Genomic DNA, 26,213 nt, shown 5'->3' with positions numbered 1-26,213 from the left:
GTCCCGGCTACGACCCCGAGGCCAGCTCCCGTACGTCAGCCGCCCGCACGTACGCGACGCGGTGCCCGAACTGGATCTCGTAGTACATGTCCTTCCCGGTCACGACCCGGTGCGAGGCCGTGTCGAAGGACACCGCGTAGTAGTACTCGCCCGGCACCTTGGCACCGACCACGTACCTCTGACCTGCGGGCAGGGTGTACGGCAGCGGCGACACCGCCTGTGCCGGTACGCCCGACGGATAGGCGGAGGCCTCGGGGTAGGCGCGTCCGTACACCGGGACGCTCTGCGCGCCGTTCTTGGGCGTCACCACGCGGCCGGCCGCGTGCACCGCGGTCGGGTTCGTGGCCGGGTTCTTGAACCAGGCCTTCTGGCCCAGGTACCAGATCGCCGTCCAGTCGCCGTCCCGTCCGGCGACCGCGTACTGCTGGCCGGTCGAGACCCGCGACGACAGGTCGTTGACGCCGGTGGTCGGGGCCGAGCCCAGACCGATGTCCTTGATCAGGGGATACGACTCGCCCGGCCCGGAATACAGCCGCACCGCACTCGAACCGTGGTCCGCGCACGGCTTGCCCGCGGAGACACAGCCTGTGTACCGGGGCCTGTTGGTCGCGTAGTCGGGGCGGATCGTCACCAGGCCGCCCTTCGGGCCCGCGGTGGGCACCAAGGGGCGGCCCAGCAGCTCGAAGTAGTGCCGCCAGTCCCAGTACGGGCCCGGGTCGGTGTGCATGCCACTGATCGTCGACGAGGTCGGACCCGGCACGGTGTCGTGGCCGAGGATGTGCTGCCGGTCCAGCGGGATGCCGTGCTTCTTGGCGAGGTACGTCACCAGGCGGGCGGAGGACCGGTACATCGCCTCCGTGTACCAGGCGTCCGGCTTCGCCAGGAAACCCTCGTGCTCCAGGCCGATCGACTTGGAGTTGATGTACCAGTTGCCCGCGTGCCAGGCGACGTCCTTTGCCTTCACATGCTGGGCGATGTGGCCGTCGGTGGAGCGCAGCGAGTACTGCCACGACACGTACGTGGGGTCCTGCACCATCTTCAGGACGCCTTCCCAGGCGCCCTCCGTGTCATGGATGACGATGTTCTCGATCTTCTGGGACGCCGGCCGGTCTCCCAGGTCGTGGTTGCCGTAGTCGCTGTCCCCGAACTCCTCGTACGGCGCCGGGATCCACTCGCAGGACACCGTGGGCGGGCACTCCGTCTTGGCGGCGGCGGGCTTGCGCAGCCCCGCCCGCCGCAACTGCCCGGTGTCGGGGGAGAGGCCCGGATGGGCGGCCAGGGACACCAGTTGCCCCGCGTCCGTGTGGCGCTCCTGTCCGGTGCGCAGCACGTCGAAGACGTCGTTCGCGTACGCCGCCGCAGCCGCCGTGTCGTCGGCGCCGGTGAAGCGGGCCACCGCGCCGTACCACTCGGCCGGGTCGGAACTCAGCGGTTCGCCCAGCTCCTTCTGCGCGGCGGCGAGCAGGGCGGCACCGCCGGCCACGTTCGCCGCCGGGTCCGTACGCAACTGCTCCGCGCTCAGTCCGGTCAGTTCGGCAGCCTTCGGCAGCGTCCTGAGGCGGGCCGGGATCGTGGCCGGCTCCGGCAGCTTCGCCTTGGGGAGCAGGGGCGGGCGGGCGCTGTCGCCGCGCGCGTCCTCCGAGCCCTCACTGTGATGCGGCGGCGCCTCGGCGAGGGCGGTGCGGACGTCGGTGAGGTGCATCGGGCCGTAACCACCGGTCACACTCGGCGCGCCCGCGTGCGCGTCCCAGCGGGACTGCAGGTAGGAGACGCCCAGCAGGACGCTCTGCGGCACGTGGTACTCGGCGGCGGCGGACGCGAACGCCGACTGCAGGCCGGTCTCCGAGCTCCCGGCATCGGACGGCGCCGCGCCGAGCAACGGGAACAACAGTGTCGCAGCTGCCAAGGCGGTGACGGATCCTCGCAAGGGAGCCTCCAGGGACGGTCGGGCGCGATGAGCCGTGCGGGGGCCGGGCGTGCGTCTGTGGTACCGGCTGTCCGACGATCCGTCAATCATGCCAATGAACAGGCGAATTCCCTTGTCAGCCGGGATTCCCGGGAGTTTCGTGGTGGCGGTCTCCTGGCCTGCGGGGCGTCAGTGGCGTATCCCAATGACGCCGTTCACACGAAAGCCCGCGGTGCGCCGCTGTCTCCAGGGCGCACCGCGGACCACCGTCCCCGTCAGCGAGTGCCGACCGCCGCGCGCACGGCCCGCCGGGCCAGCTGGCAGTCGTCGTGCAGCCGCCGCAGCAGCAGCCGCTGTTCCTCGCCGGACGGCGCAGCACCCGGGTGGGCCACTCCCGGTGCCGCCGGGGTCGGAGCGTCGTGCATCGAACGCTGCACGGCCGTCTCATAGGTACGGATCTCACGGGTCAGCACGAGCATCAGGTTCACCAGGAACGCGTCCCGTGACGCCGGACCCGCCGACTGGGCGATCTGGCTGATCTGCCGCCGGGCCACCGGCGCGTCCCCGAGTACCGACCACAGCACCGCCAGGTCGTAGCCCGGCAGGTACCAGCCCGCGTGCTCCCAGTCCACCAGCACTGGACCGGCCGGTGAGAGCAGGATGTTCGAGAGCAGTGCGTCGCCGTGGCAGAACTGGCCCATGCCCTGTCGGCCCGCGGTCGCCGCGATGCCGTGCAGCAGCTTCTGCAGATCCCCCATGTCCCGGTCGGTGAGCAGTCCCAGCTCTTGGAACCGGGAGATCTTGGCCGCGTAGTCCAGCGGCGCGTCGAACGTGCCCGCCGGCGGCCGCCACGCGTTGAGCCGGCAGATCGCGCCGAGTGCCGCCCGGATGTCCGCACGCGGCGGCGTCTCCAACGGGTGCCGCTGCAGCGCCGCCACCCGGCCCGGCATCCGCTCGATGACGAGGGTGCAGTTGTCCGGATCCGCTGCGATCAGTCTCGGCACGCGCACCGGAGGGCGGTGCCGGACGAACGAGCGGTATGCCGCTATTTCGTGGCGGATCCGCTCCGACCACTCCGGGGAGTGGTCGAGTAAACACTTGGCGACGGCCGTGCTGCGCCCGGTCGTGCCGACCAGGAGGACGGACCGCCCGCTGCGGCGTAGCACCTGCACCGGAGCGAACTCCGGGCAGATCCGGTGCACCGACGCGATCGCGGTGCGCAGCTGGGCGCCCTGGGGGCCGGACAAGTCGAGTCTCCCGCTGAGCGGTTGGGTGCCGAGCCCCGCGGCGCGCGGCGGCCGGCCCGCACCGAGCACAGGGGCGGGCGCCGGCCGCGCGGGGGCGAGGTAGGGGCCGCTGCCCGCCGGGCGGGAACGTAGCGACCGGGGCGGGGCGGACACGGAGGATGATGCTGCGTACATGGGAGAAACAGATCCCTTCGTGTGCCTGCGACGACAATGCGCTGCCCGATCCGGCCGCCCGGGTGCACCCTGGGGAATGCACCAGCCATATTCCAAAGGGCGACCGGGTCGGGGTGGCGCGTTCCTACCTGACACCCGATGCGCAGTGGCACACCATCTGGCGCACCCTGGCGAACCCTGGCGAATAGTCGCCCGGCATCTTTCACCGGGCTACTGTCAACTCAGCCGAGAACCTGGGGGCTTGACGTGAGCGGAGAACCCAACACCCGCCTATCGGACCTGTTCGGCCTGGCCGGCTGGTCCAAGGGTGAACTCGCGAGGCTGGTCAACCGGCAGGCGGCGGCCATGGGCCACCCCCAGCTGTCGACCGACACCTCGCGGGTGCGGCGGTGGATCGACATGGGAGAGATCCCGCGCGATCCGGTGCCGCGGGTGCTGGCAGCCCTGTTCACCGAGCGTCTCGGCCGTGTCGTGACCATCGAGGACCTCGGTCTGGTCCGGCACGGGCGTGCGGGGAAACGGCAGGACGGCGGGAGCGTTGAGCATCCCGACGGTGTGCCGTGGGCGCCCGAACGGACCGCCGCGGTCCTCACCGAATTCACGGGAATGGACCTCATGCTCAACCGACGCGGCTTGGTGGGCGCGGGTGCCGCGCTCGCCGCGGGATCCGCACTCAGCAGCGCCATGCACGACTGGCTGCACACCGACCCGGCCCTCAAGGCCGACTGTCCCCAGTTCGACGACCCCCTGCACGCCGACCCCGCCGGGTTCGACCGCTACGAGGCCGCCCCCATCGGGTCGCAGGAGATCGAGGAACTGGAGCGCTCGGTCGAGGTGTTCCGGGCCTGGGACGCGGCCCGCGGCGGCGGGCTGCAGCGCAAGGCAGTCGTAGGCCAACTCAACGAGGTGGGCGGCATGCTCGCCTACCACCACCCCGAACATCTGCAGCGGCGCCTTTGGGGTGTCGCCGCCAACCTCGCCGTCCTCGCGGGCTGGATGTCGCACGACGTCGGCCTGGAGCCAACGGCCCAGAAGTACTTCGTCATCGCCGCCCATGCGGCCCGTGAGGGCGGCGACCGGCCCCGCGCCGGAGAGGCGCTCTCCCGAGCGGCTCGCCAGATGGTGCACCTCGGCCGGCCCGACGACGCGCTCGACCTCATGAAACTCGCCCAGTCCGGTTCCGGTGAAGAGGTACTGCCGCGCACCCGGGCCATGTTCCACACCATCGAGGCCTGGGCGCAGGCGTCGATGGGCCGGGGCCAGGCCATGCGCCGCACCCTGGGACGCGCGGAGGACCTCTTCGTCTCCGACAAGAGCGACGTGCCGCCCCCGAGCTGGATGCAGACCTTCAAGGACGAGGATCTGTACGGCATGCAGGCCCTGGCCTACCGCACGCTGGCCGAGTTCGAGCCCGGCGCGGCCGCGCACGCCCAGCACTTCGCGGAGAAGGCCCTGGCCCTGCGCGTGGACGGGCGCGAGCGGTCGAAGATCTTCGACCATCTGTCCATGGCGTCCGCCTGCTTCATCGCGGACGACCCCGAACAGGCCGACCGTTACGCACGACTGGCCCTGATGTCGATGGGCTCCAACTCGTCCGGCCGCACCTGGGACCGGCTGCGCCAGATGTACCGACTCACCGCCGAGTACTCCAGCTACCCGAAGATCCACGAACTGCGGGAGGAGATCCAGTTGGCGCTGCCCAGGATGAAGAAGTCCGGCGGCGGCAACAGCGCACGGGCGTAAGGGGACTGTGCGCTGAGCCCTTCCCGGAAGTTCCGGAACGTCCTGGGCCGCTGAAGTTCTAGGACGTCACCCTGGCCACGAGCACGCAGGCGTTGTCCTCGCGCTCGCTCTCACCGAACTCCTCGATGACCAGCCGTACGCAGTCCTGTGCGGTGCCTGCCTCGCCGATGCGGGGGCCCAGGCCGAGGAGGCTGTGCACGGAGTCCGCTGCGCTGTGCCCCGGCATCAGTCCGTCGGTGTGCAGCAGGAGCACGTCGCCCACCTCGAGGGTCTCTTCGGCCTGCGCGTAGACGGCACCCGAGGTGGCGCCGAGCAGGACGCCGTCCGGCGCGTTCAGTATGCGCCCCGTCCCGTCGCGGAACAGTAGCGGGGCGGGGTGTCCGGCCTGTGCCCAGACCAGGGTGCGGGTCTCGGGCCGGTAGCGGCAGCAGACTGCGCTGCCGAGGGCCGGCTGGACGGTGGCGTCGAGTAACTGGTTGAGCCAGGACATCAGTTGGCCCGGCTGGGTGCCGGCCATCGCCATGCCGCGTACGGCGCCCAGCAGGGTCGCCATGCCGGAGGCCACGGCTACGCCGTGCCCGGTGAGGTCGCCGACGCTCAACAGCGTTTCGCCGTCTGCCAGTTCGAGCGCGTCGTACCAGTCGCCGCCGATCAGCGTGCTCGTCGACGACGGCAGGTGCCGGGCTGCGAGGTCCAGTGTCCGGGGGCCCTGGTGCGGGAGCCGCAGGGAGCCACGCCACGGCGGCAGCACGGCCTCCTGCAGCTCGACCGCGAGCCGGTGCTCGGTCTGTGCGTGGTGCTGCTCGCGCTGGAGCGAGTCACGGGTCTCGCTCACCGCGCGCCGGCAGCGGCGCAGTTCGCTGACGTCCCGCAGCACGGCCCACATCGAGGCGGTGCTGCCGTCAGTGTCGAGCACGGGCTCGCCCATCATGTGCACGGTCCGGGCCTCGCCGTCCGGTCGTACGATCCGGAACTCCCCGTCGATGGGCTTCGCGTCGATGAGGCAGTCGGTCACCATCGCCGTCAGCCTCGACCGGTCCGTGTCGAGCACCAGGGACGGCAACTCGTCAAGGGTGAGGGGCGGAGCGCCGGGGTCGCGCCCCAGGATCTCGTAGAGCTCGCCGGACCAACTGGCCTCGTCCGTCAGCAGGTTCCACTCCGCGCTGCCGACCCGGCTGAGCAGTGAGCCGCGCCGGGGAGCGGGCGGCACGGCCCGGCCGACGGGCGCGGTCTCGGGCGCCGGGGAGGCGGGAGCCGGGCCGTCCCGCAACTGGGCCAGGTGCTCGTCGAGGTCGTTGAGGTGGTGCAGCGCGAGATCGCACAGGGCCCGCTGCCACCGCTCCTGCGGGTCCGAATCGTCGCTGTGCGTGTCCCGCCGTACGGCGTCGACGTCGCCCTTGAGCCGTCGCGTCTGCGTTATCAGCGCGTCGACCGAGCCGCGTCCGGGCGGCTGAGCGGCGGGGCGGTCCGCAGAGAGGTGGGACGGCATGACGCACTCCGATGCGGGGACGGTACGACCAAGGCTGACGGAAGGACCGTTACGACTGTCGCACAGCCCGCGACGCCCCGTAAGGGATTTGGCAACACCCGATTCGGTGGTGCGTCCGGCATATGCCAGAGTCTTCACGGAGGGCTCATCCGATACGGATGCTGTACGACGCCGGGTGGGTCAAGTCGTAGGCGACGTACGCCACTTGGCGGTCCGTGCAGGTGATTGTACGGCTGCCATTCGAGTGTTCGACGGCCGCATGTTCTAGGGGTGGGGCGGCGACGGGTGCCCCTCGCGGGGTTGCACTCATCGGTAGTGATGCAGGTCACAAAAATGATGTCCACTTGGGCGTAATGCGAAGGGCACTTGCGGGGTCGTAAGAGGACAGCGGCAAAAACCGAGCCCGACCGCCGACCCACAGGGGAGACCGCCCATGGACATCGCCCTCGAGCAGCCCGCCCACGCCCGTCTGATCACCGGCGACGAGCGCGAACTGTCCGTGCCCGCCACACTGCGCTACGCCTCCACGGACCCGCTGGCGGTGTACATCGACTTCCCGGGCGACGTCTCCCTCGACGGCCACGGTGCCACCTGGACCTTTGCGCGCAGCCTGCTGGAGGCGGGGCTGCGCGGGCCGGCCGGGGACGGGGACGTGCACATCTGGCCGTGCGGCGAGGAGCGTACGGTCGTGGAGCTGCACTCGCCCTACGGCATGGCCCTGCTCCAGTTCGACACCGCCGCCCTGCACCGCTTCCTGCTCCGGACGTACGCGGTGGTCGCGTCCGGCGACGAGGACCTCGGGGCGGTCGTGGAGCGTGGCCTGAGCGCGCTGTTCGGCAGCGTATGACGTGAGCGCACTGCGACGGCGTGCGAGGAGGCGAACGGGCCGCCGCTGTGCCTCCTCGACGCTCCGGCGTCAGTACCGCAGCACGCCCGCGATGCCCTGGGCGTCGATCAGCGTGCCGTCCGGCACGAAGCGGACCTCGGCACCGGTCTCCAGGCACTGCTCGACGATCTCGTCCACGATGTCCTCGCGGGCGTCGAGGTCGCCGCTCTCCGCCGGGATCAGATGGCCGCCGTCCTCGCCGCGCACCGTCACGCGGTAGTTCTCCTCGACGGCCAGCAGCCGCACCCGGCCCTCGCGCGCGCTGCGCCACACCTCGTCGACGCCGGCGGCGAACGCCTTGCGGCCGAGGGCGGTTTCGAGTTCCCGGGCCACGGCGTCGGTCCCCCTGCGGTTCTCGGCGGCGATGACCGGCCGGACCGCCTGCCACACCGCCTCGCGGGTGCCGTGCGCGAGCCCGCCGTGGGGGACGTGCACGGCGGACTTGGTGATGCCGCCGATCTCGTCCAGCAGGGACAGCGCGGCCGGCTCGCCGGTGACGTACAGCTGCCCAGGGTTGTGCTGCAGCACCGCGCCCAGTGCGGAGTCGGCCTCCTTCAGGAAGTGGCGCGTGTCCTCGTCGCGGAACTTGCTCGGCACGTCGCCGATCTGTTCCTGACGCTCCGCGTCGAAGTTCTGGATGTCCCGGGTCAGCGGGAAACCGCCGACACGGGCCTCGGTGACGCGGTCCAGGGCGCCGTGCCACAGGGTGACCCGGTCCACGGAGACCGACAGCACCCAGAACGGTCGCTCGGCGGCCTGCGCGGAGACGAGATTGCGGGTCAGGAAGGTGTCCGAGAGCACCACGCGCTCGGGCACGGTGCGGGCGACCGACCACACCTGGTGCTCGCCCGGAGCGGCGAAGATCACCAGGCCGTCCTCGGCGTGCGTCAGATCGATCTCGGAGAGGGCCTGGTCGAGCTGCCGTTCGACATCGACCCGGCGCTCGCGGGTGACCGAAGGATCGGCTTCCAGCTGTTTCTTGGCCTCGGCCACGACATTGCGCAGCCGGACCTGATCCTGGGCCCGGTAGGGCTCCCGGGGATGCGTGGGCGTCAGCACGGACACGGCCGGATAGGGGCGCGGGCGCCGCAGCTCGGAGAGGGTCGTGGGACTGAGTGCGTGCTCCATAACAGCACGATAGGGCCGATTCACCGATCGGGCATTAGGGGCAATCCATCACCCTCGTCCCGGATCTACTCCCGGCGCTCCTCGGGCCCGCAGGAGCTGCCGTCGGCCGGCAGCGTGCCGTACAGCAGGAAGGTGTCGACCTTGCGGTGCACGCACTTGGAAGAGGCGTATCCGGTGTGGCCGCTGCCCTTGTTGTCGAGGACCACGGCCGACGGGCCGAGTCGCTTCGCCGTCTCCTCGGTCCAGCGGTAAGGCGTTGCCGGGTCGCCGCGGGTGCCCACGAGGAGCATCTTCGGTGTGCGCACGTCCTTCACGTCGTCGCGTATGAAGTCCGTGCCCTTGGGGCGGCCGTAGCACATCAGCACCCCGGTGAGCCGGTAGGGACCGAAGACCGGCGACGCCTGCTCGTACTCGGCGCGCAGGCCGTCGAGACCGTCGACGATCTGCTTGCCGGTGGGGCGGTCGGGGTCGTCCGCGCAGTTGATCGCCATCAGGGCCGCGGGGAGGTTGTCGAGGGGGACGTCCTCCTCGTCGACCAGGCCGCCGTCGGGCTCCTCGGACTCCTGGGGGCCATCGGTCTCCTCGGGGTCGTCGGTCTCCGCGCGCCGCCAGGGAGCGGCACCGCCGGCCGCGAAGGCCTCGATGGCGTGGGTGTCGCCGTCCTCGACCAGCGAGGCCAGGGCACGCTCCAGGGAGGGCCACATCTCCTCGCTGTAGAGCCCCTGTCCGATGGCGCCGACCAGGTCCTGACCGGTGAACGGCTCGCCGAACGCCGACGGAACCGGATTCTCGTCCAGCGAGTCGACGAGTCGTACGACCTGCTTGCGGGCCTCGCGTGCGTCCTGCCCGAACGGACAGGCGATGTCCTGCACACACCAGTTGATGAACTCTTCCAGGGCCTGCTGCTGCCCCTTGGCGCTCGCGACGCCCTGCTCCATCAGCGACGCGGTCAGCGTGTCCACGCCGTCGAGCACAAACCGGCCGACCTTGTCGGGGAATTGGGTGGCGTACACCGAGCCGAGCCGTGTGCCGTAGGAGAAGCCCAGATAGTTGAGTTTCTTGTCGCCGAGGGCCGCGCGCATCACGTCCATGTCGCGCGAGGCGTTGATCGTGCCTATATAGGGGAGGACGGGGCCGGAGTGCCGGGCGCACGCGTCGGCCGCCTTCTTCAAGTCGGCGAGGACGGACTGCGGATCACGGCCGAGCTCCGTGCCGTCCTCGGCCATGTCGATGTTCTCCTCGCCGTCCCCGCAGCTGACCGGCGAGGACCTGCCGACGCCGCGCGGATCGAACGTCACGATGTCGTAGCCGTCCGTCAGCTCCATGAACTCCTTGCCGCCGGTGGCGAACTGGGGGACGCCGGCACCGCCCGGCCCGCCGAAGTTCACCAGCACCGAGCCCTGTTTGTCGCCCGTGGCCCGGTAGCGGGCGAGCGCCAGGTCGAGCGTCCCTTCCTCGGGGCGGGCATAGTCGAGAGGGACGGTGACCTTGCCGCACTGCATGTCCTTCGGCCCCTCGCCCGGACACTTCGCCCAGGTGACCTTCTGCCGGTAGAACCGCGTGAGGTCGGGCTCGGAGCTGTCCGTGGCCGCAGGCAGCCCCGTGCCGAGCAGGGCCAGGCCGACCGCGCCGGTCACCGCGCAGCGGCGCAGCATGGGCCGCGTTGACAGGTGGGCAAGCATCGATGCCTCCAGGGACGCCCGTCGCGGACCGGTAAACGGCGTCCTGGCTCACGATAGGCGGGCCCCGGAATGCACGCCTCCGGACGTGCGGGACCGCTCGTGCGGGCGTACCCTGTGCCCCTTTCGTTGCCGGTGGAAGTTTTTACCGCTAGTTCGACAACCCTGACGCTCGATGGGGTGAATGGCCGATTAGCCATAACTCGGATGGTTCGCCTGCGTTTTATCCGATGCGGGCGAGTGCCCGCGACCATGTCTGGAAGGCAGGGAACCTATGAGACGGGTTACCCGATACGGTGTGATCGCCGTCGCCGCCTCGGGCGCGATGGCTGTGACGTTCCCGGCGTATGCCGACTCCGCGGCGGATGGTGCCGCGGCCGAATCGCCGGGGCTTCTCTCCGGCAACACCGTTCAGCTGCCGGTGCATGTGCCGGTGAACGTGTGCGGGAACACCGTGAACGTGGTGGGGCTGCTCAATCCGGCCGTCGGCAACACCTGCGTCAACGAGGACGGTGGCAAGAAGGGCGCGAAGTCGCACAGCGGGGCTTCGGCCCAGGGCCGCGGAAAGGATTCGCCGGGCATCGCGTCCGGCAACGTCGTGGAGCTCCCGGTTCACCTCCCGGTGAACGTCAGCGGCAACAGCGTGAACGTGGTCGGGGTCGGGAACGCGGCCATCGACAACGAGTCGGTGAACGGTCCCGGCGACCGCCCTTCCGACACCACGAAGCCGGCGCCGAAGCCGGCCCCGCCCCGGGCGCACCAGCCCCGGCCGGCGCCGCCCGCGCCCGTCCCGCAGGGGGAGCCCGAGGGCACCCTCGCGCACACGGGCTCGGACCAGGCCCTCGCCGCGGCAGCGGCGGGCGGCACGCTCCTCGTGGTGGGCGGAGCCGTCCTGTACCGGCGCTTCCGCCCGCAGGCGGCGAGCTGACCCGCGCCTCACGCGCGGCAGGGAAGGCCCCACCCCGCGGGCGGTGGGGCCTTCCCTCATGCGCACATCCGTCCGGAAGGCCACCTGCGCGGGGCAACGGCTGGATCATGCCGTGACGTGCTCCCCGAAGATCCGCGAGGATGCTGTGGGCGCGGGCGATCACCACGCCCGCATCCCGCGAACCCGCACGGAACGGAGCACACCCATGGCGTCCCCGGCCCCCCAGGACCTCGTGATCACGCAGGCCGGCCTCGACGACTGGCCGGTCGTCCGCGGATGGGCCGTCCACGAGGGCTGGAACCCGGGGCTCGCCGACAGCGAGGCATTCTTCGCGCAGGACTCCGAGGGCTTCTTCATCGGCCGGATCGACGGCGAGCCCGTCTCGGCGATCTCCGTCGTCAATTACGGAGCCGACTACAGCTTCCTGGGCTGGTACCTGGTCCGCCCCGACGTCCGCGGCCAGGGCTTCGGCCTCACCACCTGGAAGACCGCGCTGGCGCACGCGGAGAACCGCACGGTGGGCCTCGACGGCGTCGTCGACCAGCAGGACAACTACCGTCGCTCCGGCTTCGAGCTCGCCCACCGCACCTTCCGCTTCAGCGGAGCCGCGCCCGCCGCCCAGGCTCCGGCGGACGTCCGCGCCGTACGGCCGGAGGACCTCGCGGAGATCACCGCGTACGACAGCGCCTGCACCCCCGCCGACCGCCCCCGCTTCCTCGCGCACTGGCTCACCGGCCCCGGACATCACGCCGTCGTCCGCCGCACCGGCGGCCGCGTCACCGGCTACGGCGTGATCCGCCCCGGCCACGACTGCCCGCGCATCGGCCCGCTCTTCGCCGACACCCCCGAGGACGCGCGGGCCCTGTTCGCCGCCCTGACCGCCGAGGCGGCCGGCCGCGAGGTCGCCGTCGACGTGCCCGAGACCAACCCGGCGGGCGTCGCTCTCGCCGAGGAGGCAGGTTTCACGCCGTCCTTCGAAACCGCCCGGATGTACACCGGGCCGGTGCGGCCCTACGCCCAGGAGCGCGTCTTCGGCGTCACCACGCTGGAGCTCGGCTAGCGGCTGCGCTCAGCCCCGAGGCCGGTGGAACCGGACGTGCAGCGCGCGGACGTCCTCCGTGAGCTCGGGGACCGGGCCCTCGACGGTCACGCCCGGCGCGACCTCCCGGATCGGCAACGGCCGTACCGGTGCGGCGGGTACGCCCAACTCGGCCAGCCAGCCGGTCAGTTGCTCCGACGAGGCGACGTACACGATGCGTCCCAGGCCGACCCAGGCGTGCGCGGCCGCGCACATCGGGCAGTGCTCGCCCGAGGTGTACACCGTCGCGGCCGCCCGTTCCTCCGGCGTCATATGGGCCGCGGACCAGCGTGCCAGCTCGAACTCGGGGTGCCGGGTGCGATCGCCCGAGGCCACTCGGTTGTGGTCCTCCGCGAGCACCATGCCGTCCGCCCCCACCAGCACCGAGCCGAACGGCTCGTCCCCGGCCTCGAGGGCCTCGGCCGCGAGCGCGACGCAGCGGCGCAGATATGGCAGTTCGGTGTCCTTCGCGGCCATGGTGTACGGGCCCTCCCAGCGGTGCGGTTTTCCGTGCGCACCCCAGCTTCGCCCACGTACGGCCGGACGGCGAGGAGGTACGGGCACGTCATAAAAGGTGTTGCCCCGGCAGCGGCCCGGTGGTGAGGTCACCCCATGGATCATGCCGCGGTGCTCGCCCTCTTCGACCGGGACATGCGCGAAGGCGCGCGGCCGGACGGCCCCGACGCCCTGGTCGAGCGGGTGGGCGGAGTCGTGCGCCAGGTGGCGTCGGCGCACGGCTGGAACGGCATCCTGTGGTCCGACCTGGACGAGGCGAGCGTCGACGGGGCGATCGACGGACAGATCGCCCACTTCTCCGGGCTCGGGCGCGAGTTCGAGTGGAAGCTCTACGGCCATGATCTCCCGACGGACCTCGGACAACGGCTCAGGGACGCCGGCTTCGCGCCCCAGCCCGAGGAGACGTTGATGATCGGCGAGGTCGCCGACCTGGCCCTGGACGCCGAACTCCCGGAAGGCATCCGGGTCCTGCCCGTGACCGACCGGGCGGGCGTCGACCTGGTGACCGAGGTGCACGAGAAAGCCTTCGGCACCGACGGCTCCGCGCTCCGGCACCAACTGCTCGACCGGCTGACGGCCGCCCCGGACACGGTGGTCGCCGTCGTCGCGCTGGCCGGTGACACTCCGGTGAGCGCCGCACGGATGGAACTCGTGCCGGGGACGCGGTTCGCCGGGCTGTGGGGAGGCGGGACCGTCGAGGGCCGGCGGGGCCGAGGCCTCTACCGCGCACTCGTCGCCCACCGCGCCCGCGCCGCCGCGGACCGCGGCTATCGGTACCTCCAGGTCGACGCCATGCCTACGAGCCGTCCCATCCTGGAACGGCTGGGCTTCGAGCCGCTGACCACCACGACGCCGTACCTGTTCACGCCGTAGCGGCGCGGCTCGCCGCGACGGCCTCGCCGCCCGTGCGGGCCGTCGCGGGAATCGCCTGAACGTCAAGCTGCCCCTTGTCCTGGGGGTACGGCGTCAGCGGCGCGCCTTCGTCCGGTCCAGTGCGGCGACGCCGAGCGCGGCGAGGCCGATCTGGATGAGCCACTCGACCCAGTCGACGCCGTCGGTGTCGCCCACGTCGAGGCCGGCCGCGATCGCCGAACCGAGCAGTGCGGCCACGATGCCGACGAGGATCGTCCACAGAACTCCGATGCGCTGACGGCCCGGAATCACGAGCCGACCGAGCACACCGATGATGATGCCGATCACGATGGCACTGATGATGCCCGAGATCTCCATTTCGCCCCTCTTCCTCCTGTCCCCGCACAGGTTGAGTTCCCCCTCCGGGCATGGACAGTCCGTTCCGGTTCAACCAGTGGCCGGCGCCCCGCCAACTCCGATGCCGGCCCAGCCGGTGACGGCCACCACCTCCGAGGCGATGTCGATCACCGAGCGGCCGTCCGTCACCACGCGCACCACACCCGCCGGCGCCCGCTCCTCGAGAAGCCGCGCCTTGCGCGCGCTGCTCCTCATCTCGTGCTCCAGCTCGGAGCCCAGCTCCCGCCCGGCCAGCCGCTGTTCGGCAGTCTCGTCGGTGGCGGTGAGCAGGACCCGTACGAGCCGTACGCCGTCACCCATGGCCCGCCGGAACATGGGCGCGGCCTCGTCGAGCACGCTCACCGTGTTCGTGTAGACGAGACGCCGGTATCCGAGGTCGGCGTAGTTCCCCCACACGGCAGCCAGGTTCCGCTCCGTGACGCCGGCCCGGTGCGCGTCGCCCGCCGGCGCCGGATGGACGGCCCCCATGAAGTCACCGTCGATCACCGCATGCGCCACTAGCGCATCCCGCAGCCGAGCCGACACCTCCCAGCCGACGGTCGTCTTTCCGACCCCGGCTCTTCCCCCGATGAGCAGTACTTCCGCCTGGTTCATGCAGGCAGGGTGCCCGGGTGGGGGGTGTCTTGGCGAGGCGTTTTTGGCTTCGGTCCAGGTCAGTGCCCGTCCAGCCAGGACCTCAACTCGCCGTCCGGCTGCAGGGACACGTGCAGGCCGTTGTTCTCGCCGTGCGCGGCGTGGCCGTTGGCGACGAGGGTGTCGAGGTGGGCGGCGCCCGCGTGGAGGTCGGCCTCGTAGTGGTTGTCGGTCAGCTTGTAGAGCTTGGCCTTCGTCTTCCCGTCCGCCAGCGTCGGCGCGGCGACCAGGACGCGCTTGGTCACGGACTTGGGCTTCGGCTTGGCCTGCTGGACCCAGGAGGTGACCTTGCCGTTCGGGTAGAGGGTGACGTGCAGCCCGTTGTTCTGGGCGTAGGCGGGCCTGCCCTGGGTGTACAGGCTGCCGTACTGGGCGCCCTCGGCCCAGAGCTCCGCCTCGTAGCGGTTCTTGCCGGTCTTGTAGACCTTGGCCCGGCTGACCTTGTCCGCGAGCTTCACTGTTTTCACGTGGACGCGCTTGGTCTTGGTCTGGTGCGCCACGGGCCTGTCGGTCGGGGTGGAGGCCGCGTCCACGGCGAAGGCGCCGGCGGCCGAGACGCCCAGCGCGGCGGTGACGCCGGTGGCGATGAGGGCGGTGCGCAGGGTGCGGGGAGCACGCATCAGTGGATCGTCCTTCGGTGGGGTTCGTTCGTGCGATGCGTTCGAAGCTACGGATTCCTCATCAAGGGCTCCCATATGTTCTGTAACAGGCATTCGGCATCTATAGGTCGAAGCGGGCAAGACGGCTCACGCGCACCTGCCCCGATTGACATGCAGGTGATTACCTGCATAACGTTGAGTGTGCGATCAGAGAATGACCCCGAGATGGACCAGGTCTTCAAGGCGCTCAGCGACGGAACCCGCCGACGGCTCCTGGACCGGCTGCACGAGGACAACGGGCAGACGCTCGGTGAGCTGTGCGCGCGTATCGACATGGCGCGCCAGTCCGTGACCCAGCATCTGGCCGTCCTGGAGGCCGCCAACCTGGTCAGCACGGTGCGGCGGGGGCGGGAAAAACTGCACTACCTCAATCCGGTCCCGCTCCACGAGATCCAGGAGCGGTGGATCGACAAGTTCGAGAGCCCGCGCCTGCGCGTGCTCGGGGCCGTGAAACGACGAGCCGAGGAAGCCATGACCGACCGACCCACCTATGTGTACGTCACCTACATCGAGAGCACCGCCGAGAAGGTCTGGGACGCTCTCACCGACGCCGACCTGACCGCCGCCTACTGGGGCCACAGCAACGTCTCGGACTGGCGGGCCGGTTCCCGCTGGGAGCACGTCCGTACGGACGGTTCGGGCATCGCCGACGTGGTGGGCGCCGTCGTGGAGAGCGAGCGTCCGAGCCGCCTCGTCACCACCTGGGCGGCGCCCGACGAGGAGGGGCAGGACGACAAGTACTCCCGGGTCACCTTCGACATCCAGCAGCACGCCGAGATCGTCCGCCTCACCGTGACCCACGAGGACCTGCCGGACGAGAGTGCGCGTGCCGACGTGGCGTCCGGCTGGCCGGCGGTGCTGTCCAACCTCAAGTCGCTCCTGGAGACCGGCCATGTCCTGCCCCAGGAACCGTGGTTGATGCCGACCCGATGACCGGGGTAGCCCGGAGGCGGACACGCGAAGGCCGGCCCGCGGGCGCGGACCGGCCAACGTGTCCTGCTCCTGGTCTGCCGCTACGGCCTCGGAGTGCTCTTCGCCGCCGTACCGGCGCACACCAGCCCCAGGATCACGGCCAGCGCGCCGATGATGATGTTGTTCACGATGACGCCCGCGTCCGGGCTCTCCCCGACGACCCACGGCGCGATGATCATCCAGACGCCCATCGCGCAGAAGGCCCAGCTGAGGCCGTACATGCGCTCCGGTGCCCGAGTGAATCCGAGGGCCAGCAGGCCGATCGCGATACCCATGATCAGGTTGTGGGTCACGAGTGCCGGCTGGCTCGTCGTGTAGTGCAGTATCCAGGGAGATGCCGCGCAGTACAGACCGAGCAGGAACACCGGTCCGTCCACGAGCGCCACATCGCGACCGCCGAGCATGCGGGCGTAGCGGTCCCGCATTTCGGATACATCAGGGTGAGCTGTGATGTCACCTCTGGTGGGCGAGACGTTGGCCATGACTCGTCTCCTTTGACTCGCAGGCCTGACCGCGTCTGGTGCGGTGTGCGGTAAGCGCCGCCTCTGCCATTCTGCGCTTATTTTTTCTTTATGTGTAGGGCTCGACGGTTTCATGACGATGTAAGCGGAGTGGCTCTCCGGAAACTTCTCACCGGTGCCGGTGTGCGGGGTGTCGATCCGGCCGGGTGCCGTTCGTGTAGGAGGTGAGAGACCGGGAGACCGGCAGACCACCACGTCCGAGGAGACCGTCATGAAGTACTACCTGCTCAATGTGATGCAGCCCGTCGGAGAACCGCCCGCTCCGGACGTCCTCGGCGAGATCGAGAAGAACCTCGACACCCTCAACCGCGAGTTGCGCGAGGCCGGCGCCTGGGTGTTCGCCGGGGGACTGCACGGCCCGGAGTCCTCCACCGTGCTGCGGCCCCGCGACGGCGACGTCCTGGTCACCGACGGACCGTACGCCGAGGGCAAGGAGATGCTCGGCGGCATCAGCCTCATCAAGGCGCCCGATCTGGACGCGGCGCTGGAATGGGGCCGCAGGCTGGCGCTGGCGACCACACTGCCGATCGAGGTGCGGCCGTTCATGGGCGAGGCCGAGTACTGATGACGGCCACGGACGTCGAAGGCGTCTTCCGTGCGGAGTACGGCCGCGCGGTCGCCGTACTCATCCGCTTCCTCGGCGACATCGACCTCGCCGAGGAAGCGGTCCAGGACGCCTTCGCCACGGCCCTGCGGCGCTGGCCGGAGACCGGCGTGCCGCCGAGCCCCGCCGGCTGGATCATCACCACCGCCCGCAACCGCGCCGTCGACCGGCTGCGCCGCGAGGCCACCAGGACCGAACGCCACGCCCAGGCCGCCCTGTTGCACACCTCCGACGCACCTCCCGAGGAGGGCCCCGTGCGCGACGACCGGCTCCGGCTCATCTTCACCTGCTGCCATCCCGCCCTCGCCGACCAGGCGCGGGTCGCCCTGACCCTGCGCCTGCTGGGCGGGCTCACCACCGCACAGATCGCGCGCGCCTTCCTGGTGCCGGAGCCGACGATGGCCCAGCGGCTGGTGCGGGCCAAGGCGAAGATCCGCAACGCCGGCATCCCCTACCGCGTGCCCCGCGACGCCGACCTGCCGGACCGGCTCGCGGGGGTGCTGGCCGTCGTCTACCTGATCTTCAATCAGGGGTACGAGGGCGAGGTCGGCCTGTGCGCGGAAGCCGTACGCCTCGGTCGTCTGCTGGCCGAACTCATGCCGGACGAGCCCGAGGTGACCGGGCTGCTCGCGCTGATGCTCCTCGTCGAGTCCCGCCGGGCCGCCCGGCAGGACGACCGTGGCGAACTCGTACCGCTCCCGGAACAGGACCGCGGCCGCTGGGACCGTGAACTGATCGCCGAGGGACAGTCGCTCGTCCGCCGGTGCCTGCGCCTGGGCCGGCCGGGGCCGTACCAGATCCAGGCCGCGATCCAGGCGGTGCACAGCGACGCGCCGACCCCGCAGGCCACGGACTGGGGTCAGGTCCGACAGCTCTACGACCACCTCATGGCCATCGCTCCCAGCCCTGTCGTGGCTCTGAACCGAGCCGTCGCCGTGGCCGAGGTCGAAGGCCCGGCTCCGGCCCTCGACCTCGTGGACGCGCTGGATCTCGACGGCTACCACGTCTTCCACGCCGTCCACGCGGACCTCCTGCGCCGCCTGGGCCGCCATACGGAGGCCGTGCGAGAGTACGAGTCCGCCCTCGCGGTGGCGGAGAACCCGGCGGAGCGGGCGTACCTCGAACGCCGCCGCCGTGAACTCGTCCGCGGCTGACGGCCGAGCGGGCGCGTAGTGGCGAAACCGGGCCGCAGTCCCAGAAAGTTGCAGGTCAGCGCCCTGGTGAGAGGTACTCAGGTGGCGCAATGATGCGGTAACACCACTGAGCGGCAACCGTCGGTATGGTCACCGCATGCCAGCAGAACGAACCCGCGAGCACACCGCGCCGCTCGCCGCAGCCCGCCGTCGGCGGCTGCGTGCCGACCGGGCGCGGCAACTCGCGGACCTGCTGCGGCACCTGGTGCTGACCGGGGGATTTCCCCGGGGCGTGCTGCCGCACGAGGACGTGCTCGCCGCCGACTACCAGATGTCACGGAACACCGTCCGGCACGCACTGGACCTGCTGCGCGCCGAGCAGCTCGTCGAGCGGCTGCCCGGCGTGGGCACCGTCGTCGTCGCCGAGAAGTACCCGCACGGCCTCGACCGGCTGATGGGACTCGCGGAGACCCTGCGCGAACACGGCCAGGTCAGCAACGAGGTACGCACCATGGGCCCGGTCGCCGCGCCCGCACCCGTGGCCGAGCGACTGCGGCTGCCCACCGGCACCGACGTCCTCTACATCGAGCGGCTCCGCAAGCTGAACGGTCTGCCGCTCTCCCTCGACCTCACCTATCTGCCGCTGGACATCGGCAGTGAACTGATCGGCGCCGACCTGGAGAACACCGACGTCTTCCGGTTGCTGGAGCAGATCACCGGGCAACCGCTCGGGCACGCGGAGATCACCCTGGAGGCCGTCAACGCCGACGCGCACTCCGCCACCGTTCTGCAGGCACCGCGCGGCACCGCCGTGCTGATGCTGGAGCGCCTCACCCACCTGTGCGACGGCAGGCCCGTGGACCTGGAGTTCATCCGGTTCCGCGGGGACCGGATCGCGATGAGCGGGCTGCTGCGCCGCTCCCTGTGAACACCCGCGATCCACACAGAACCTGATGCCAGGAGTCGGACATCAGGTGTAACTCACCCTTCGCAGTACCTCACTGGAGACAGCCATGCCCTTGGTGCCCCAGCGGGCCGACGTGCCCGTGACCGTCGACGAGTCGAAGTGCATCGACGGCTGCACGCTCTGTGTCGACATGTGTCCGCTGGACTCCCTGGCGATCAACCCCGACAGCGGCAAGGCGTACATGCACGTCGACGAATGCTGGTACTGCGGCCCTTGCGCCGCCCGCTGCCCCACCGGGGCCGTCACGGTCAACATGCCCTATCTGCTGCGGTGAAAGGTTCTCTCCCCATGAAGCGCACGACTCCCGCAGCCCTGCTCGCGGCAGCCCTCGTCAGCACCCTCGTCACGGGCTGCGGCGGCAATGCGGCGGCCGGCGACGACAAGCACGTCACCGTCACCGTCGGCTACCAGTCCAAGACCATCAACACCGTCACCGCCGGCACCCTGCTGCGCTCCCTCGGCTACTTCGAACGCGAACTCGCCGCCCAGGGCAAACGGGACGGTGTCTCCTACAAGGTCCAGTGGCAGGACTACGCCACGGGCGCGCCCATCACGGCGCAGATGACCGCCGGGAAGATCGACATCGGGTCCATGGGTGACTTCCCGCTGCTGATCAACGCCGCCCGCGGCAAACAGCTGAACCGCCCCACCCGGCTCGTCTCGGTCACCGGCTACAACCTGCGCGGCGCCCTCAACACCGTGGTCACGGCGCCGGACGCGAAGCTCGCCTCGCTCAAGGACCTGCGGGGCAAGACCGTGTCCACCAGCATCGGTTCGGCGGCCGACGGGACCCTCGTACGGGCGCTGCAGCGCGCCGGACTCGACCCGGAGAAGGACATCCGCAAGCTCAACCAGCAGCCGTCCGTGGGCGCTTCGGCACTTCAGGCGGGCAGCGCCGACGCCCTGTCGCAGTTCGTGGCGTGGCCCGGGCTGCTCGCTTTCCAGGGCAAGGCGAAGGCACTGTACGACGGTGCGGAGCTGAACCTGCCCACCTTCCACGGGGTGACGGTCCGTGAGGACTTCGCCGAGCAGCGGCCGAAGGTGCTCGACGCCTTCCTCGCCGCGCAGATCGAGGCGACGCGCTACCTGAACGAACACCCCGTCCAGGCCGCCGAGAAGGTCGCCGAGGCCACCGACCTGCCCCCGGAGGTCGTCTACCTCTACAACGGCAGCGGCGGCATCGCCACCTTCGACCCGACCGTCAAGCCGCAGCTCGTCTCCGCGCTGAAGAAGGACGTGTCGGTGCTGCGCTCGGCGAAACTCGTGGGCGACGTGGACGTGGACGCCTTCGTGGACGACGGCCCGATCAAGCGCGTGTACGGCAAGGAGTACGCCGAGCGGCTCGCCGTCACCTCCGAGCCCTCGCGCAGTGAGGTGTGGCTCAAGGGCGAGGACAGCACCCGGCCCTTCGACTCGCCCGCCGCACTGCTGAAGTTCGTCGCCGGGCACAAGGGCGACGTGCGCGCCGCGTACGTACCGGACGCCGCCAACGGCACCCGCTGGTACGCCGACAAGGCGGTCTGGGTCCAGGACGGCAAGGAGCTGCAGCCGTTCGTCACGCCCTCCGCCGCCCGCGCGTACACCCAGGCCCACCCCGGCGCCCGTACCGTCTCCTACGCCACCGCACTGGAGCAGGCGTCATGACCGCGGTGACCGCCCCTCCGACGAACCCGAGGAAAGCGAGCAAGGAGTCCACGCGGCCGGCCCCCGCTCGGCGCACGGCCCGCTTCCGACCGGTCGTGCGCGTGCTGTCACTGCTTGCGGCGCTCGCGGTGTGGCAGCTGCTCACCACGCTGGACGTCCAACTGTGGCTGCGTTTCGACCAGTTCCCGTCCGTCACCGACGTGGCCCGGGAGTTCGGCGAGCGCCTCGCCGACGGCGCGTACTGGCAGGACGTGAGCGACAGCCTGCGCAGGATCGTCACCGGGTTCCTGCTCGCGGCGGTGCTCGGCGTCGCGGCGGGCGTGGCGGTCGGCCGCTCCCGCTGGGCCGCCGACCTGATCGGACCGGTCCTGGAGGTGCTGCGGCCCGTCCCGGCGATCGCGCTGGTGCCCGTGGCGATCCTGCTCTTCCCCAGCAACGAGCAGGGCATCGTCTTCATCACCTGCACCGCCGCCTTCTTCCCGGTCCTGGTCGCCACCCGGCACGCGGTGCGCGCGCTGGCTCCGGTGTGGGAGGAGGCGGTGCTCACCATGGGCGGCGGACGGTGGCGGGTGCTCGCCTCCGTGGTGCTGCCCGGCGCGCTGCCGGGGATCTTCGGCGGGCTGTCGGTCGGGATCGGCGTCTCGTGGATCTGCGTCATCTCCGCGGAGATGATCTCCGGCGAGTACGGGATCGGCTACCGCACCTGGCAGGACTACACCGTCCTCGACTACCCGGGCGTGTTCACCGGCATCGTCAGTATCGGCGTGCTCGGCTGGCTGACCTCCACCGTGGTGGAGCTCCTGGGACGCCGACTGACGCACTGGCTGCCGCGACGCGAAGGGAGTGCCACGTCATGAGCACGAAATCGGACACCGCCGCCACCGCCCCCGTCGTCCATACGCCCGCGACCACCTCTCGGGCCGAACAGCCCGCCTCCGGGGCACGGCTCAGCCTCACCGGGACGGACCTGGGACGATCCGGTGCAGTCGTTCTGCACGGGGTCGATCTCGAAGCCGCCTCCGGCGAGATCCTGACGGTCGTCGGCCCGTCCGGGTGCGGGAAGTCGACCTTGCTGCGGACACTGGCCGGGCTGTTGCCCGTGCTGGCCGGACAGGTCGCCCAGGACGGGCGGCCCGTCACGGGCCCCGGCGCGGACCGGGCGCTCGTCTTCCAGGAGGAGGCGCTGCTGCCGTGGCGCACGGCCCGCGCCAACGTCGAACTGCCGCTGGCCATCAGAGGGCTGGGCCGCGCCGAGCGCAGGACCAGGGCGGAGGAGTGGCTGGAGCGGGTCGGCCTGCCAGACCGGAAGCGGCAGTTGCCGCACCGGCTCTCCGGAGGGCAGCGCCAGCGGGTGCAACTGGCCCGCGCGCTTGCCGGGCAGCCGCGGGCCGTGCTCATGGACGAGCCCTTCGGTGCCCTGGACGCCCAGACCCGGGCGGGCATGCAGCAGTTGCTGGTGGAGGTGTTGCGCGGGACCGGAGCCACCGTCGTCTTCGTCACCCACGACGTGGACGAGGCACTGTTCCTCGGCGACCGTGTCGCCCTGCTCGGCGCGGGCGGCCTCACCGATGTCCGGACGGTACCGCGCCCCCGCGACCGCGGCGCCCGCGACGATCCCGCGACGGTGGGACTGCGCCACGACATCCTCGAGTCCCTCGGCTCTCGCTCGTCCTGAACGGGCCCCGGCCGCCACGGAACGTCCGAGCTTCCTCGGCTCCCGCACTCCCGAGCCCTCTCGGCTCAGGCAGGTTCCGAGCAGCCCTCAACCCCTGCGCTTCCCGGGCAGTCCTCGCTCCTGCCGGTTCCGAGTGATCCTCGGCCGTGCGCCCTCGGGGCAACCCTCGCCCCTGTACGTCCCGGACAACCTTCGCCCCGCACCTCCCGAGCGACCCTCGGCCTCTGCACCCCCCGAGCAACCCTCGGCCCCCGCCCGTCCGAAGCGCCCGCGCCCCCCGCCTTCGGGTAGGCCCGTCCCACGTCCCAAGCGCCCACCCCCTCCCGCGCGACCCTCGGCTGCCCCCGTACGTTCTGAAAGGCACCCCTGCCATGACCACCGCGACCGCGAACCTGACGGAGATCCCCGCCCTCGGCTCGGCGGAGGAGCTGAGCTGCGACGTTCTGGTGATCGGCGGCGGCACCGCCGGCACCATGGCCGCGCTCACCGCCGCCGGGCGCGGTGCGTCCGTGCTGCTGCTGGAGAAGGCCCACGTCCGGCACTCCGGAGCGCTGGCCATGGGCATGGACGGCGTCAACAACGCCGTCATCCCCGGCCGAGCCGAACCCGACGACTACGTCGCCGAGATCACCCGCGCCAACGACGGCATCGTCGACCAGTCGACGGTCCGTCAGACGGCCACCCGGGGCTTCGAGATGGTGCAGCGTCTGGAGTCGTACGGGGTGAAGTTCGAGAAGGACGAGCATGGCGAGTACGCGGTGCGCCAGGTGCACCGTTCGGGCTCGTACGTGCTGCCCATGCCCGAGGGCAAGGACGTCAAGAAGGTGCTCTACCGGCAGCTGCGCAGGCGGGAGGTGCGCGAGAAGGTCCGTATCGAGAACCGGCTGATGCCGGTGCGGGTCCTGACCGCGGACGGCAAGGCGGTCGGCGCCGCCGCCTTCAACACCCGCACGGGTGCCTTCGTGGTCGTGCGGGCGGGCGCCGTGATCCTCGCGACCGGGGCCTGCGGCCGGCTGGGGCTGCCCGCGAGCGGCTATCTGTACGGCACGTACGAGAACCCCACCAACGCGGGGGACGGCTACGCGATGGCGTACCACGCGGGCGCGGAGCTCACGGGTATCGAGTGCTTCCAGATCAACCCGCTCATCAAGGACTACAACGGCCCGGCCTGCGCCTATGTCGCCAACCCGTTCGGTGGCTACCAGGTCAACCGGCACGGGCAGCGGTTCGTCGACTCCGACTACTGGTCCGGGCAGATGATGGCCGAGTTCGCCGCCGAGGTCGCCTCCGACCGCGGCCCGGTCTACCTCAAGCTCAGCCATCTGCCCGAGGAGTCGATCTCGGCCCTGGAGTTCATCCTGCACTCCACCGAGCGTCCCACCCGCGGCACCTTCCACTCCGGGCGCGGCCACGACTACCGCACCCATGACGTGGAGATGCACATCTCCGAGATCGGCCTGTGCGGCGGGCACTCCGCCTCGGGCGTACGGGTGGACGACCACGCCCGCACCACCGTCCCCGGCCTGTACGCGGCGGGCGACCTGGCCTGCGTCCCGCACAACTACATGATCGGGGCGTTCGTCTTCGGCGACCTGGCGGGCGAGGACGCGGCCCAGTACAAGGCGTGGCAGGGTGAACTGCCGCAGGACCAGCTCGCCGAGGCCCACGATTTGATCTACCGGCCGCTGCGCAACCCCGACGGTCCTGCTCAGCCCCAGGTCGAGTACAAGCTGCGTCGCTTCGTCAACGACTACGTCGCTCCGCCCAAGAGCGGTGCCCGGCTCTCCCTGGCGCTGGAGCACTTCGAGCGGATGCGGGACGAGATCGCCGAAATGGGGGCCAGGACACCGCACGAGCTGATGCGCTGCGCGGAGGTCTCGTTCATCCGCGACTGCGCGGAGATGGCGGCCCGGTCGTCCCTCGCCCGTACCGAGTCCCGCTGGGGCCTCTACCACGAGCGCCTCGACCACCCTCAGCGGGACGACACGGAGTGGCTGCACCACCTCGACCTGTGCAAGGGTTCTTCGGGAGCCATGGAGTTCACAGCGCGTCCCGTCGCCCCCTATCTCGTGCCCGTCGACGAGTTCACCCCCACCGGCGGCCCCTCCCGCCACCTGGGCGCGGTGGACCCGCTTCCGACGGCCACGGCGGGACGCCGGGAGGTACCGCCGGCAGTGACCACCGGGGAACCGGGCGACGTCGCACCGTCCGACGGCGAGCCGCACGGGGCCTCGGAGTCCAACCGCGAACGGATCCTCGAACTGGTCGCGCTCTCGGAGGAGGAACCCGATCTCCCCGCACTGGAGCCCTACTTGAAGGACCCGGATGCCGCCGTACGCCTCGCGGCCGTGAAGGCGCTGACCGAGACGGCCCCACCCGGAACGGGCCCCGCGCTGGGCTCAGCCCTGACCGACAGCGACGGACAGGTGCGCGCCGCGGCCGCGTCGTCGCTGCGCGAGCTGGCAGAAGTCCTCACGGCGGAACCGGAGTTGCGGGCACCGTTGGTCTCCGCACTGACGGCAGCTGATCCGACGGCCCGCACCGCGGCCCTGGACGTGCTGCGCGCCCTGCGCCTGGGCGACGCGGCACTGTTCGCCCCGCACCTGGCCGACCCGGACACCGAGGTACGCCTGGCCGCCGTACGCGCCCTGGTCTCGGTGGACGCGGTCGATGCCCTGTCGGAGGCGGCCGGCGACGCCGCACGTGAGGTACGGGTCGCCGTGGCGCGCGGGTTCGCCGCCCTGGCCACGCCCATCGCGCGGGCGCAGCAAGGTACGCCGTCCGCCCTGCACGCCCTGATCCGCGACCCCGACGTCCTGGTCCGTGCCGCGGCCCTGGAAGCGCTGGGCGTCCTGGGCGTCCCGCACGGACTCCTCGACACCGTGACGGCGGCGCTCACCGACCCGGCGTGGCAGGTCCGCGCGGGCGCCGCGAAGGCCCTCGGCGGGACGGCACCGCAAGACGGTGTCCCCGCCCTCGCCCAACTGCTGCGCGACACCGACGCCGACGTGCGCAAGGCCGCCGTACTCAGCCTGCTGCGGCATGCCGCACACGACGACGCCCGTGCGGCACTGGCCACCGCGGTGAACGACCCCGACGCCGACGTCCGCGCGTACGCGGGCCGGGCGGTGCGGTGATCCGGCGCCGCTGCCGGTACGCCGAGCTGACCTGCGTCATGCGGCCGGGAGCGGCTCGTACGCCGGACCGGCGCGTCACATCGGTCTCGACTCCCTTGGCCCCCGGGCCGGGTTGATTGGTCTACACCTTATTTGGTCTACACCCTTGACTGGTACATACCAACGCGGTTGAGTGTGTCTCCAAACCCCCCACCACGGCCGCCCCCACGCCGTGGCCGACCCGGT

General features: G+C 71.0%; 24 protein-coding genes. 14 read left to right on the top strand and 10 right to left on the bottom strand.

Going from position 1 to position 26,213, the window contains the following annotated elements; translation table 11 throughout:
• Nucleotides 1–7: 7 nt before the first annotated feature.
• Both ACZ7M7_RS29670 and ACZ7M7_RS29665 read right to left on the bottom strand, forming a co-directional pair.
• Complete coding sequence (locus ACZ7M7_RS29670; RefSeq protein ID WP_472121925.1) at nucleotides 8–2,017, bottom strand: N-acetylmuramoyl-L-alanine amidase; 2,010 nt, start codon at nucleotides 2,015–2,017, stop codon at nucleotides 8–10.
• A 164-nt stretch (nucleotides 2,018–2,181) separates the two neighbouring features.
• Entirely contained in the window at nucleotides 2,182–3,327 is a 1,146-nt protein-coding gene (locus tag ACZ7M7_RS29665; RefSeq protein ID WP_472121923.1) for an aminoglycoside phosphotransferase family protein, read from the bottom strand.
• A 246-nt stretch (nucleotides 3,328–3,573) separates the two neighbouring features.
• On the opposite strand from ACZ7M7_RS29665, the gene ACZ7M7_RS29660 reads away from it, so the two are divergent.
• Nucleotides 3,574–5,070, top strand: coding sequence for a DNA-binding protein NsdB (locus ACZ7M7_RS29660; protein WP_472121920.1), 1,497 nt, complete (start codon nucleotides 3,574–3,576; stop codon nucleotides 5,068–5,070).
• A 58-nt stretch (nucleotides 5,071–5,128) separates the two neighbouring features.
• Here ACZ7M7_RS29660 and ACZ7M7_RS29655 read toward each other — a convergent pair whose 3' ends face one another.
• Complete coding sequence (locus ACZ7M7_RS29655) at nucleotides 5,129–6,559, bottom strand: PP2C family protein-serine/threonine phosphatase (protein ID WP_472121916.1); 1,431 nt, start codon at nucleotides 6,557–6,559, stop codon at nucleotides 5,129–5,131.
• Between the two features lie 433 nt (nucleotides 6,560–6,992).
• Between ACZ7M7_RS29655 and ACZ7M7_RS29650 the strand changes: the two genes are divergently transcribed.
• Nucleotides 6,993–7,406, top strand: coding sequence for an SsgA family sporulation/cell division regulator (locus tag ACZ7M7_RS29650; protein WP_472121913.1), 414 nt, complete (start codon nucleotides 6,993–6,995; stop codon nucleotides 7,404–7,406).
• A 69-nt stretch (nucleotides 7,407–7,475) separates the two neighbouring features.
• On the opposite strand, the gene ACZ7M7_RS29645 is transcribed toward ACZ7M7_RS29650, so the two are convergent.
• Together ACZ7M7_RS29645 and ACZ7M7_RS29640 are read right to left on the bottom strand one after the other, a co-directional pair.
• On the bottom strand, nucleotides 7,476–8,573 hold the full coding sequence (locus tag ACZ7M7_RS29645; protein WP_383611429.1) for a baeRF3 domain-containing protein: 1,098 nt from the start codon (nucleotides 8,571–8,573) through the stop codon (nucleotides 7,476–7,478).
• A 65-nt stretch (nucleotides 8,574–8,638) separates the two neighbouring features.
• The gene (locus tag ACZ7M7_RS29640) at nucleotides 8,639–10,255 is read right to left on the bottom strand and encodes an alpha/beta hydrolase (protein WP_472121910.1); all 1,617 of its coding nucleotides are present in this window, start codon (nucleotides 10,253–10,255) and stop codon (nucleotides 8,639–8,641) included.
• 271 nt (nucleotides 10,256–10,526) lie between these two features.
• Here ACZ7M7_RS29640 and ACZ7M7_RS29635 point away from each other — a divergent pair, with 271 nt between their 5' ends.
• Nucleotides 10,527–11,180 carry a chaplin gene (locus ACZ7M7_RS29635; RefSeq protein WP_383611423.1) on the top strand — a complete coding sequence of 218 codons (654 nt, stop codon included), beginning with the start codon at nucleotides 10,527–10,529 and terminating at the stop codon, nucleotides 11,178–11,180.
• A 205-nt stretch (nucleotides 11,181–11,385) separates the two neighbouring features.
• Nucleotides 11,386–12,240, top strand: coding sequence for a GNAT family N-acetyltransferase (locus ACZ7M7_RS29630; RefSeq protein ID WP_451173449.1), 855 nt, complete (start codon nucleotides 11,386–11,388; stop codon nucleotides 12,238–12,240).
• Nucleotides 12,241–12,249: 9 nt separating this feature from the next.
• Here ACZ7M7_RS29630 and ACZ7M7_RS29625 read toward each other — a convergent pair whose 3' ends face one another.
• A complete protein-coding gene (locus tag ACZ7M7_RS29625) occupies nucleotides 12,250–12,735 on the bottom strand; it encodes a nucleoside deaminase (protein WP_472121907.1) in 486 nt (161 codons plus the stop codon).
• Nucleotides 12,736–12,870: 135 nt separating this feature from the next.
• Here ACZ7M7_RS29625 and ACZ7M7_RS29620 point away from each other — a divergent pair, with 135 nt between their 5' ends.
• Nucleotides 12,871–13,647, top strand: coding sequence for a GNAT family N-acetyltransferase (locus tag ACZ7M7_RS29620; RefSeq protein ID WP_472121904.1), 777 nt, complete (start codon nucleotides 12,871–12,873; stop codon nucleotides 13,645–13,647).
• A gap of 93 nt (nucleotides 13,648–13,740) precedes the next feature.
• Here ACZ7M7_RS29620 and ACZ7M7_RS29615 read toward each other — a convergent pair whose 3' ends face one another.
• The 3 genes from ACZ7M7_RS29615 to ACZ7M7_RS29605 all read right to left on the bottom strand — a co-directional run bounded on the left by ACZ7M7_RS29615 (nucleotide 13,741) and on the right by ACZ7M7_RS29605 (nucleotide 15,296).
• A complete protein-coding gene (locus ACZ7M7_RS29615) occupies nucleotides 13,741–14,004 on the bottom strand; it encodes a GlsB/YeaQ/YmgE family stress response membrane protein (RefSeq protein ID WP_328429850.1) in 264 nt (87 codons plus the stop codon).
• Nucleotides 14,005–14,073: 69 nt separating this feature from the next.
• Entirely contained in the window at nucleotides 14,074–14,637 is a 564-nt protein-coding gene (locus tag ACZ7M7_RS29610) for an AAA family ATPase (protein WP_472121901.1), read from the bottom strand.
• Nucleotides 14,638–14,696: 59 nt separating this feature from the next.
• Nucleotides 14,697–15,296: a hypothetical protein gene (locus ACZ7M7_RS29605; protein WP_472121898.1), complete on the bottom strand. Its 600-nt coding sequence runs from the start codon at nucleotides 15,294–15,296 to the stop codon at nucleotides 14,697–14,699.
• Between the two features lie 204 nt (nucleotides 15,297–15,500).
• On the opposite strand from ACZ7M7_RS29605, the gene ACZ7M7_RS29600 reads away from it, so the two are divergent.
• Nucleotides 15,501–16,268 carry an ArsR/SmtB family transcription factor gene (locus ACZ7M7_RS29600; RefSeq protein WP_472122485.1) on the top strand — a complete coding sequence of 256 codons (768 nt, stop codon included), beginning with the start codon at nucleotides 15,501–15,503 and terminating at the stop codon, nucleotides 16,266–16,268.
• A gap of 80 nt (nucleotides 16,269–16,348) precedes the next feature.
• Here ACZ7M7_RS29600 and ACZ7M7_RS29595 read toward each other — a convergent pair whose 3' ends face one another.
• Nucleotides 16,349–16,789: an SPW repeat protein gene (locus ACZ7M7_RS29595; RefSeq protein WP_328429853.1), complete on the bottom strand. Its 441-nt coding sequence runs from the start codon at nucleotides 16,787–16,789 to the stop codon at nucleotides 16,349–16,351.
• A gap of 250 nt (nucleotides 16,790–17,039) precedes the next feature.
• Here ACZ7M7_RS29595 and ACZ7M7_RS29590 point away from each other — a divergent pair, with 250 nt between their 5' ends.
• The 8 genes from ACZ7M7_RS29590 to ACZ7M7_RS29555 all read left to right on the top strand — a co-directional run bounded on the left by ACZ7M7_RS29590 (nucleotide 17,040) and on the right by ACZ7M7_RS29555 (nucleotide 25,988).
• Entirely contained in the window at nucleotides 17,040–17,393 is a 354-nt protein-coding gene (locus ACZ7M7_RS29590) for a YciI family protein (protein ID WP_472121895.1), read from the top strand.
• Nucleotides 17,393–18,586 (top strand): RNA polymerase sigma factor, encoded by a 1,194-nt coding sequence (locus ACZ7M7_RS29585; protein ID WP_472121892.1) that lies wholly within the window; start codon nucleotides 17,393–17,395, stop codon nucleotides 18,584–18,586. Before ACZ7M7_RS29590 ends, ACZ7M7_RS29585 begins: the two co-directional genes overlap by 1 nt.
• 136 nt (nucleotides 18,587–18,722) lie before the next feature.
• Nucleotides 18,723–19,493, top strand: coding sequence for a GntR family transcriptional regulator (locus ACZ7M7_RS29580; RefSeq protein ID WP_383611399.1), 771 nt, complete (start codon nucleotides 18,723–18,725; stop codon nucleotides 19,491–19,493).
• 85 nt (nucleotides 19,494–19,578) lie between these two features.
• Nucleotides 19,579–19,806, top strand: a complete 228-nt coding sequence (locus tag ACZ7M7_RS29575; protein WP_031480193.1) for a 4Fe-4S dicluster domain-containing protein — start codon at nucleotides 19,579–19,581, stop codon at nucleotides 19,804–19,806.
• 14 nt (nucleotides 19,807–19,820) lie between these two features.
• Nucleotides 19,821–21,176, top strand: a complete 1,356-nt coding sequence (locus ACZ7M7_RS29570; protein WP_472121889.1) for an ABC transporter substrate-binding protein — start codon at nucleotides 19,821–19,823, stop codon at nucleotides 21,174–21,176.
• Nucleotides 21,173–22,033 carry an ABC transporter permease gene (locus ACZ7M7_RS29565; RefSeq protein WP_472121886.1) on the top strand — a complete coding sequence of 287 codons (861 nt, stop codon included), beginning with the start codon at nucleotides 21,173–21,175 and terminating at the stop codon, nucleotides 22,031–22,033. The genes ACZ7M7_RS29570 and ACZ7M7_RS29565 overlap by 4 nt, the downstream gene beginning before the upstream one ends.
• Nucleotides 22,030–22,851, top strand: a complete 822-nt coding sequence (locus ACZ7M7_RS29560; RefSeq protein WP_472121883.1) for an ABC transporter ATP-binding protein — start codon at nucleotides 22,030–22,032, stop codon at nucleotides 22,849–22,851. The genes ACZ7M7_RS29565 and ACZ7M7_RS29560 overlap by 4 nt, the downstream gene beginning before the upstream one ends.
• Nucleotides 22,852–23,222: 371 nt before the next feature.
• Nucleotides 23,223–25,988 (top strand): fumarate reductase/succinate dehydrogenase flavoprotein subunit, encoded by a 2,766-nt coding sequence (locus ACZ7M7_RS29555; protein ID WP_472121880.1) that lies wholly within the window; start codon nucleotides 23,223–23,225, stop codon nucleotides 25,986–25,988.
• The last annotated feature ends 225 nt before the right edge of the window (nucleotides 25,989–26,213 follow it).

This window comes from Streptomyces sp. NPDC111606 (assembly GCF_055656945.1).
This window is presented reverse-complemented; position numbering and strand designations above follow the sequence as displayed.

Bases quoted from the DNA above. Each gene is read 5' to 3' on its own strand.
- ACZ7M7_RS29645 (WP_383611429.1), bottom strand. From the start codon at position 8,573: ATGGAGCACGCACTCAGTCCCACGACCCTCTCCGAGCTGCGGCGCCCG.
- ACZ7M7_RS29555 (WP_472121880.1), top strand. From the start codon at position 23,223: ATGACCACCGCGACCGCGAACCTGACGGAGATCCCCGCCCTCGGCTCG.
- ACZ7M7_RS29575 (WP_031480193.1), top strand. From the start codon at position 19,579: ATGCCCTTGGTGCCCCAGCGGGCCGACGTGCCCGTGACCGTCGACGAG.
- ACZ7M7_RS29610 (WP_472121901.1), bottom strand. From the start codon at position 14,637: ATGAACCAGGCGGAAGTACTGCTCATCGGGGGAAGAGCCGGGGTCGGA.
- ACZ7M7_RS29665 (WP_472121923.1), bottom strand. From the start codon at position 3,327: ATGTACGCAGCATCATCCTCCGTGTCCGCCCCGCCCCGGTCGCTACGT.
- ACZ7M7_RS29570 (WP_472121889.1), top strand. From the start codon at position 19,821: ATGAAGCGCACGACTCCCGCAGCCCTGCTCGCGGCAGCCCTCGTCAGC.
- ACZ7M7_RS29580 (WP_383611399.1), top strand. From the start codon at position 18,723: ATGCCAGCAGAACGAACCCGCGAGCACACCGCGCCGCTCGCCGCAGCC.
- ACZ7M7_RS29630 (WP_451173449.1), top strand. From the start codon at position 11,386: ATGGCGTCCCCGGCCCCCCAGGACCTCGTGATCACGCAGGCCGGCCTC.
- ACZ7M7_RS29560 (WP_472121883.1), top strand. From the start codon at position 22,030: ATGAGCACGAAATCGGACACCGCCGCCACCGCCCCCGTCGTCCATACG.
- ACZ7M7_RS29565 (WP_472121886.1), top strand. From the start codon at position 21,173: ATGACCGCGGTGACCGCCCCTCCGACGAACCCGAGGAAAGCGAGCAAG.
- ACZ7M7_RS29640 (WP_472121910.1), bottom strand. From the start codon at position 10,255: ATGCTTGCCCACCTGTCAACGCGGCCCATGCTGCGCCGCTGCGCGGTG.
- ACZ7M7_RS29635 (WP_383611423.1), top strand. From the start codon at position 10,527: ATGAGACGGGTTACCCGATACGGTGTGATCGCCGTCGCCGCCTCGGGC.
- ACZ7M7_RS29620 (WP_472121904.1), top strand. From the start codon at position 12,871: ATGGATCATGCCGCGGTGCTCGCCCTCTTCGACCGGGACATGCGCGAA.
- ACZ7M7_RS29585 (WP_472121892.1), top strand. From the start codon at position 17,393: ATGACGGCCACGGACGTCGAAGGCGTCTTCCGTGCGGAGTACGGCCGC.
- ACZ7M7_RS29650 (WP_472121913.1), top strand. From the start codon at position 6,993: ATGGACATCGCCCTCGAGCAGCCCGCCCACGCCCGTCTGATCACCGGC.
- ACZ7M7_RS29605 (WP_472121898.1), bottom strand. From the start codon at position 15,296: ATGCGTGCTCCCCGCACCCTGCGCACCGCCCTCATCGCCACCGGCGTC.
- ACZ7M7_RS29600 (WP_472122485.1), top strand. From the start codon at position 15,501: ATGGACCAGGTCTTCAAGGCGCTCAGCGACGGAACCCGCCGACGGCTC.
- ACZ7M7_RS29670 (WP_472121925.1), bottom strand. From the start codon at position 2,017: ATGATTGACGGATCGTCGGACAGCCGGTACCACAGACGCACGCCCGGC.
- ACZ7M7_RS29590 (WP_472121895.1), top strand. From the start codon at position 17,040: ATGAAGTACTACCTGCTCAATGTGATGCAGCCCGTCGGAGAACCGCCC.
- ACZ7M7_RS29595 (WP_328429853.1), bottom strand. From the start codon at position 16,789: ATGGCCAACGTCTCGCCCACCAGAGGTGACATCACAGCTCACCCTGAT.
- ACZ7M7_RS29625 (WP_472121907.1), bottom strand. From the start codon at position 12,735: ATGGCCGCGAAGGACACCGAACTGCCATATCTGCGCCGCTGCGTCGCG.
- ACZ7M7_RS29615 (WP_328429850.1), bottom strand. From the start codon at position 14,004: ATGGAGATCTCGGGCATCATCAGTGCCATCGTGATCGGCATCATCATC.
- ACZ7M7_RS29655 (WP_472121916.1), bottom strand. From the start codon at position 6,559: ATGCCGTCCCACCTCTCTGCGGACCGCCCCGCCGCTCAGCCGCCCGGA.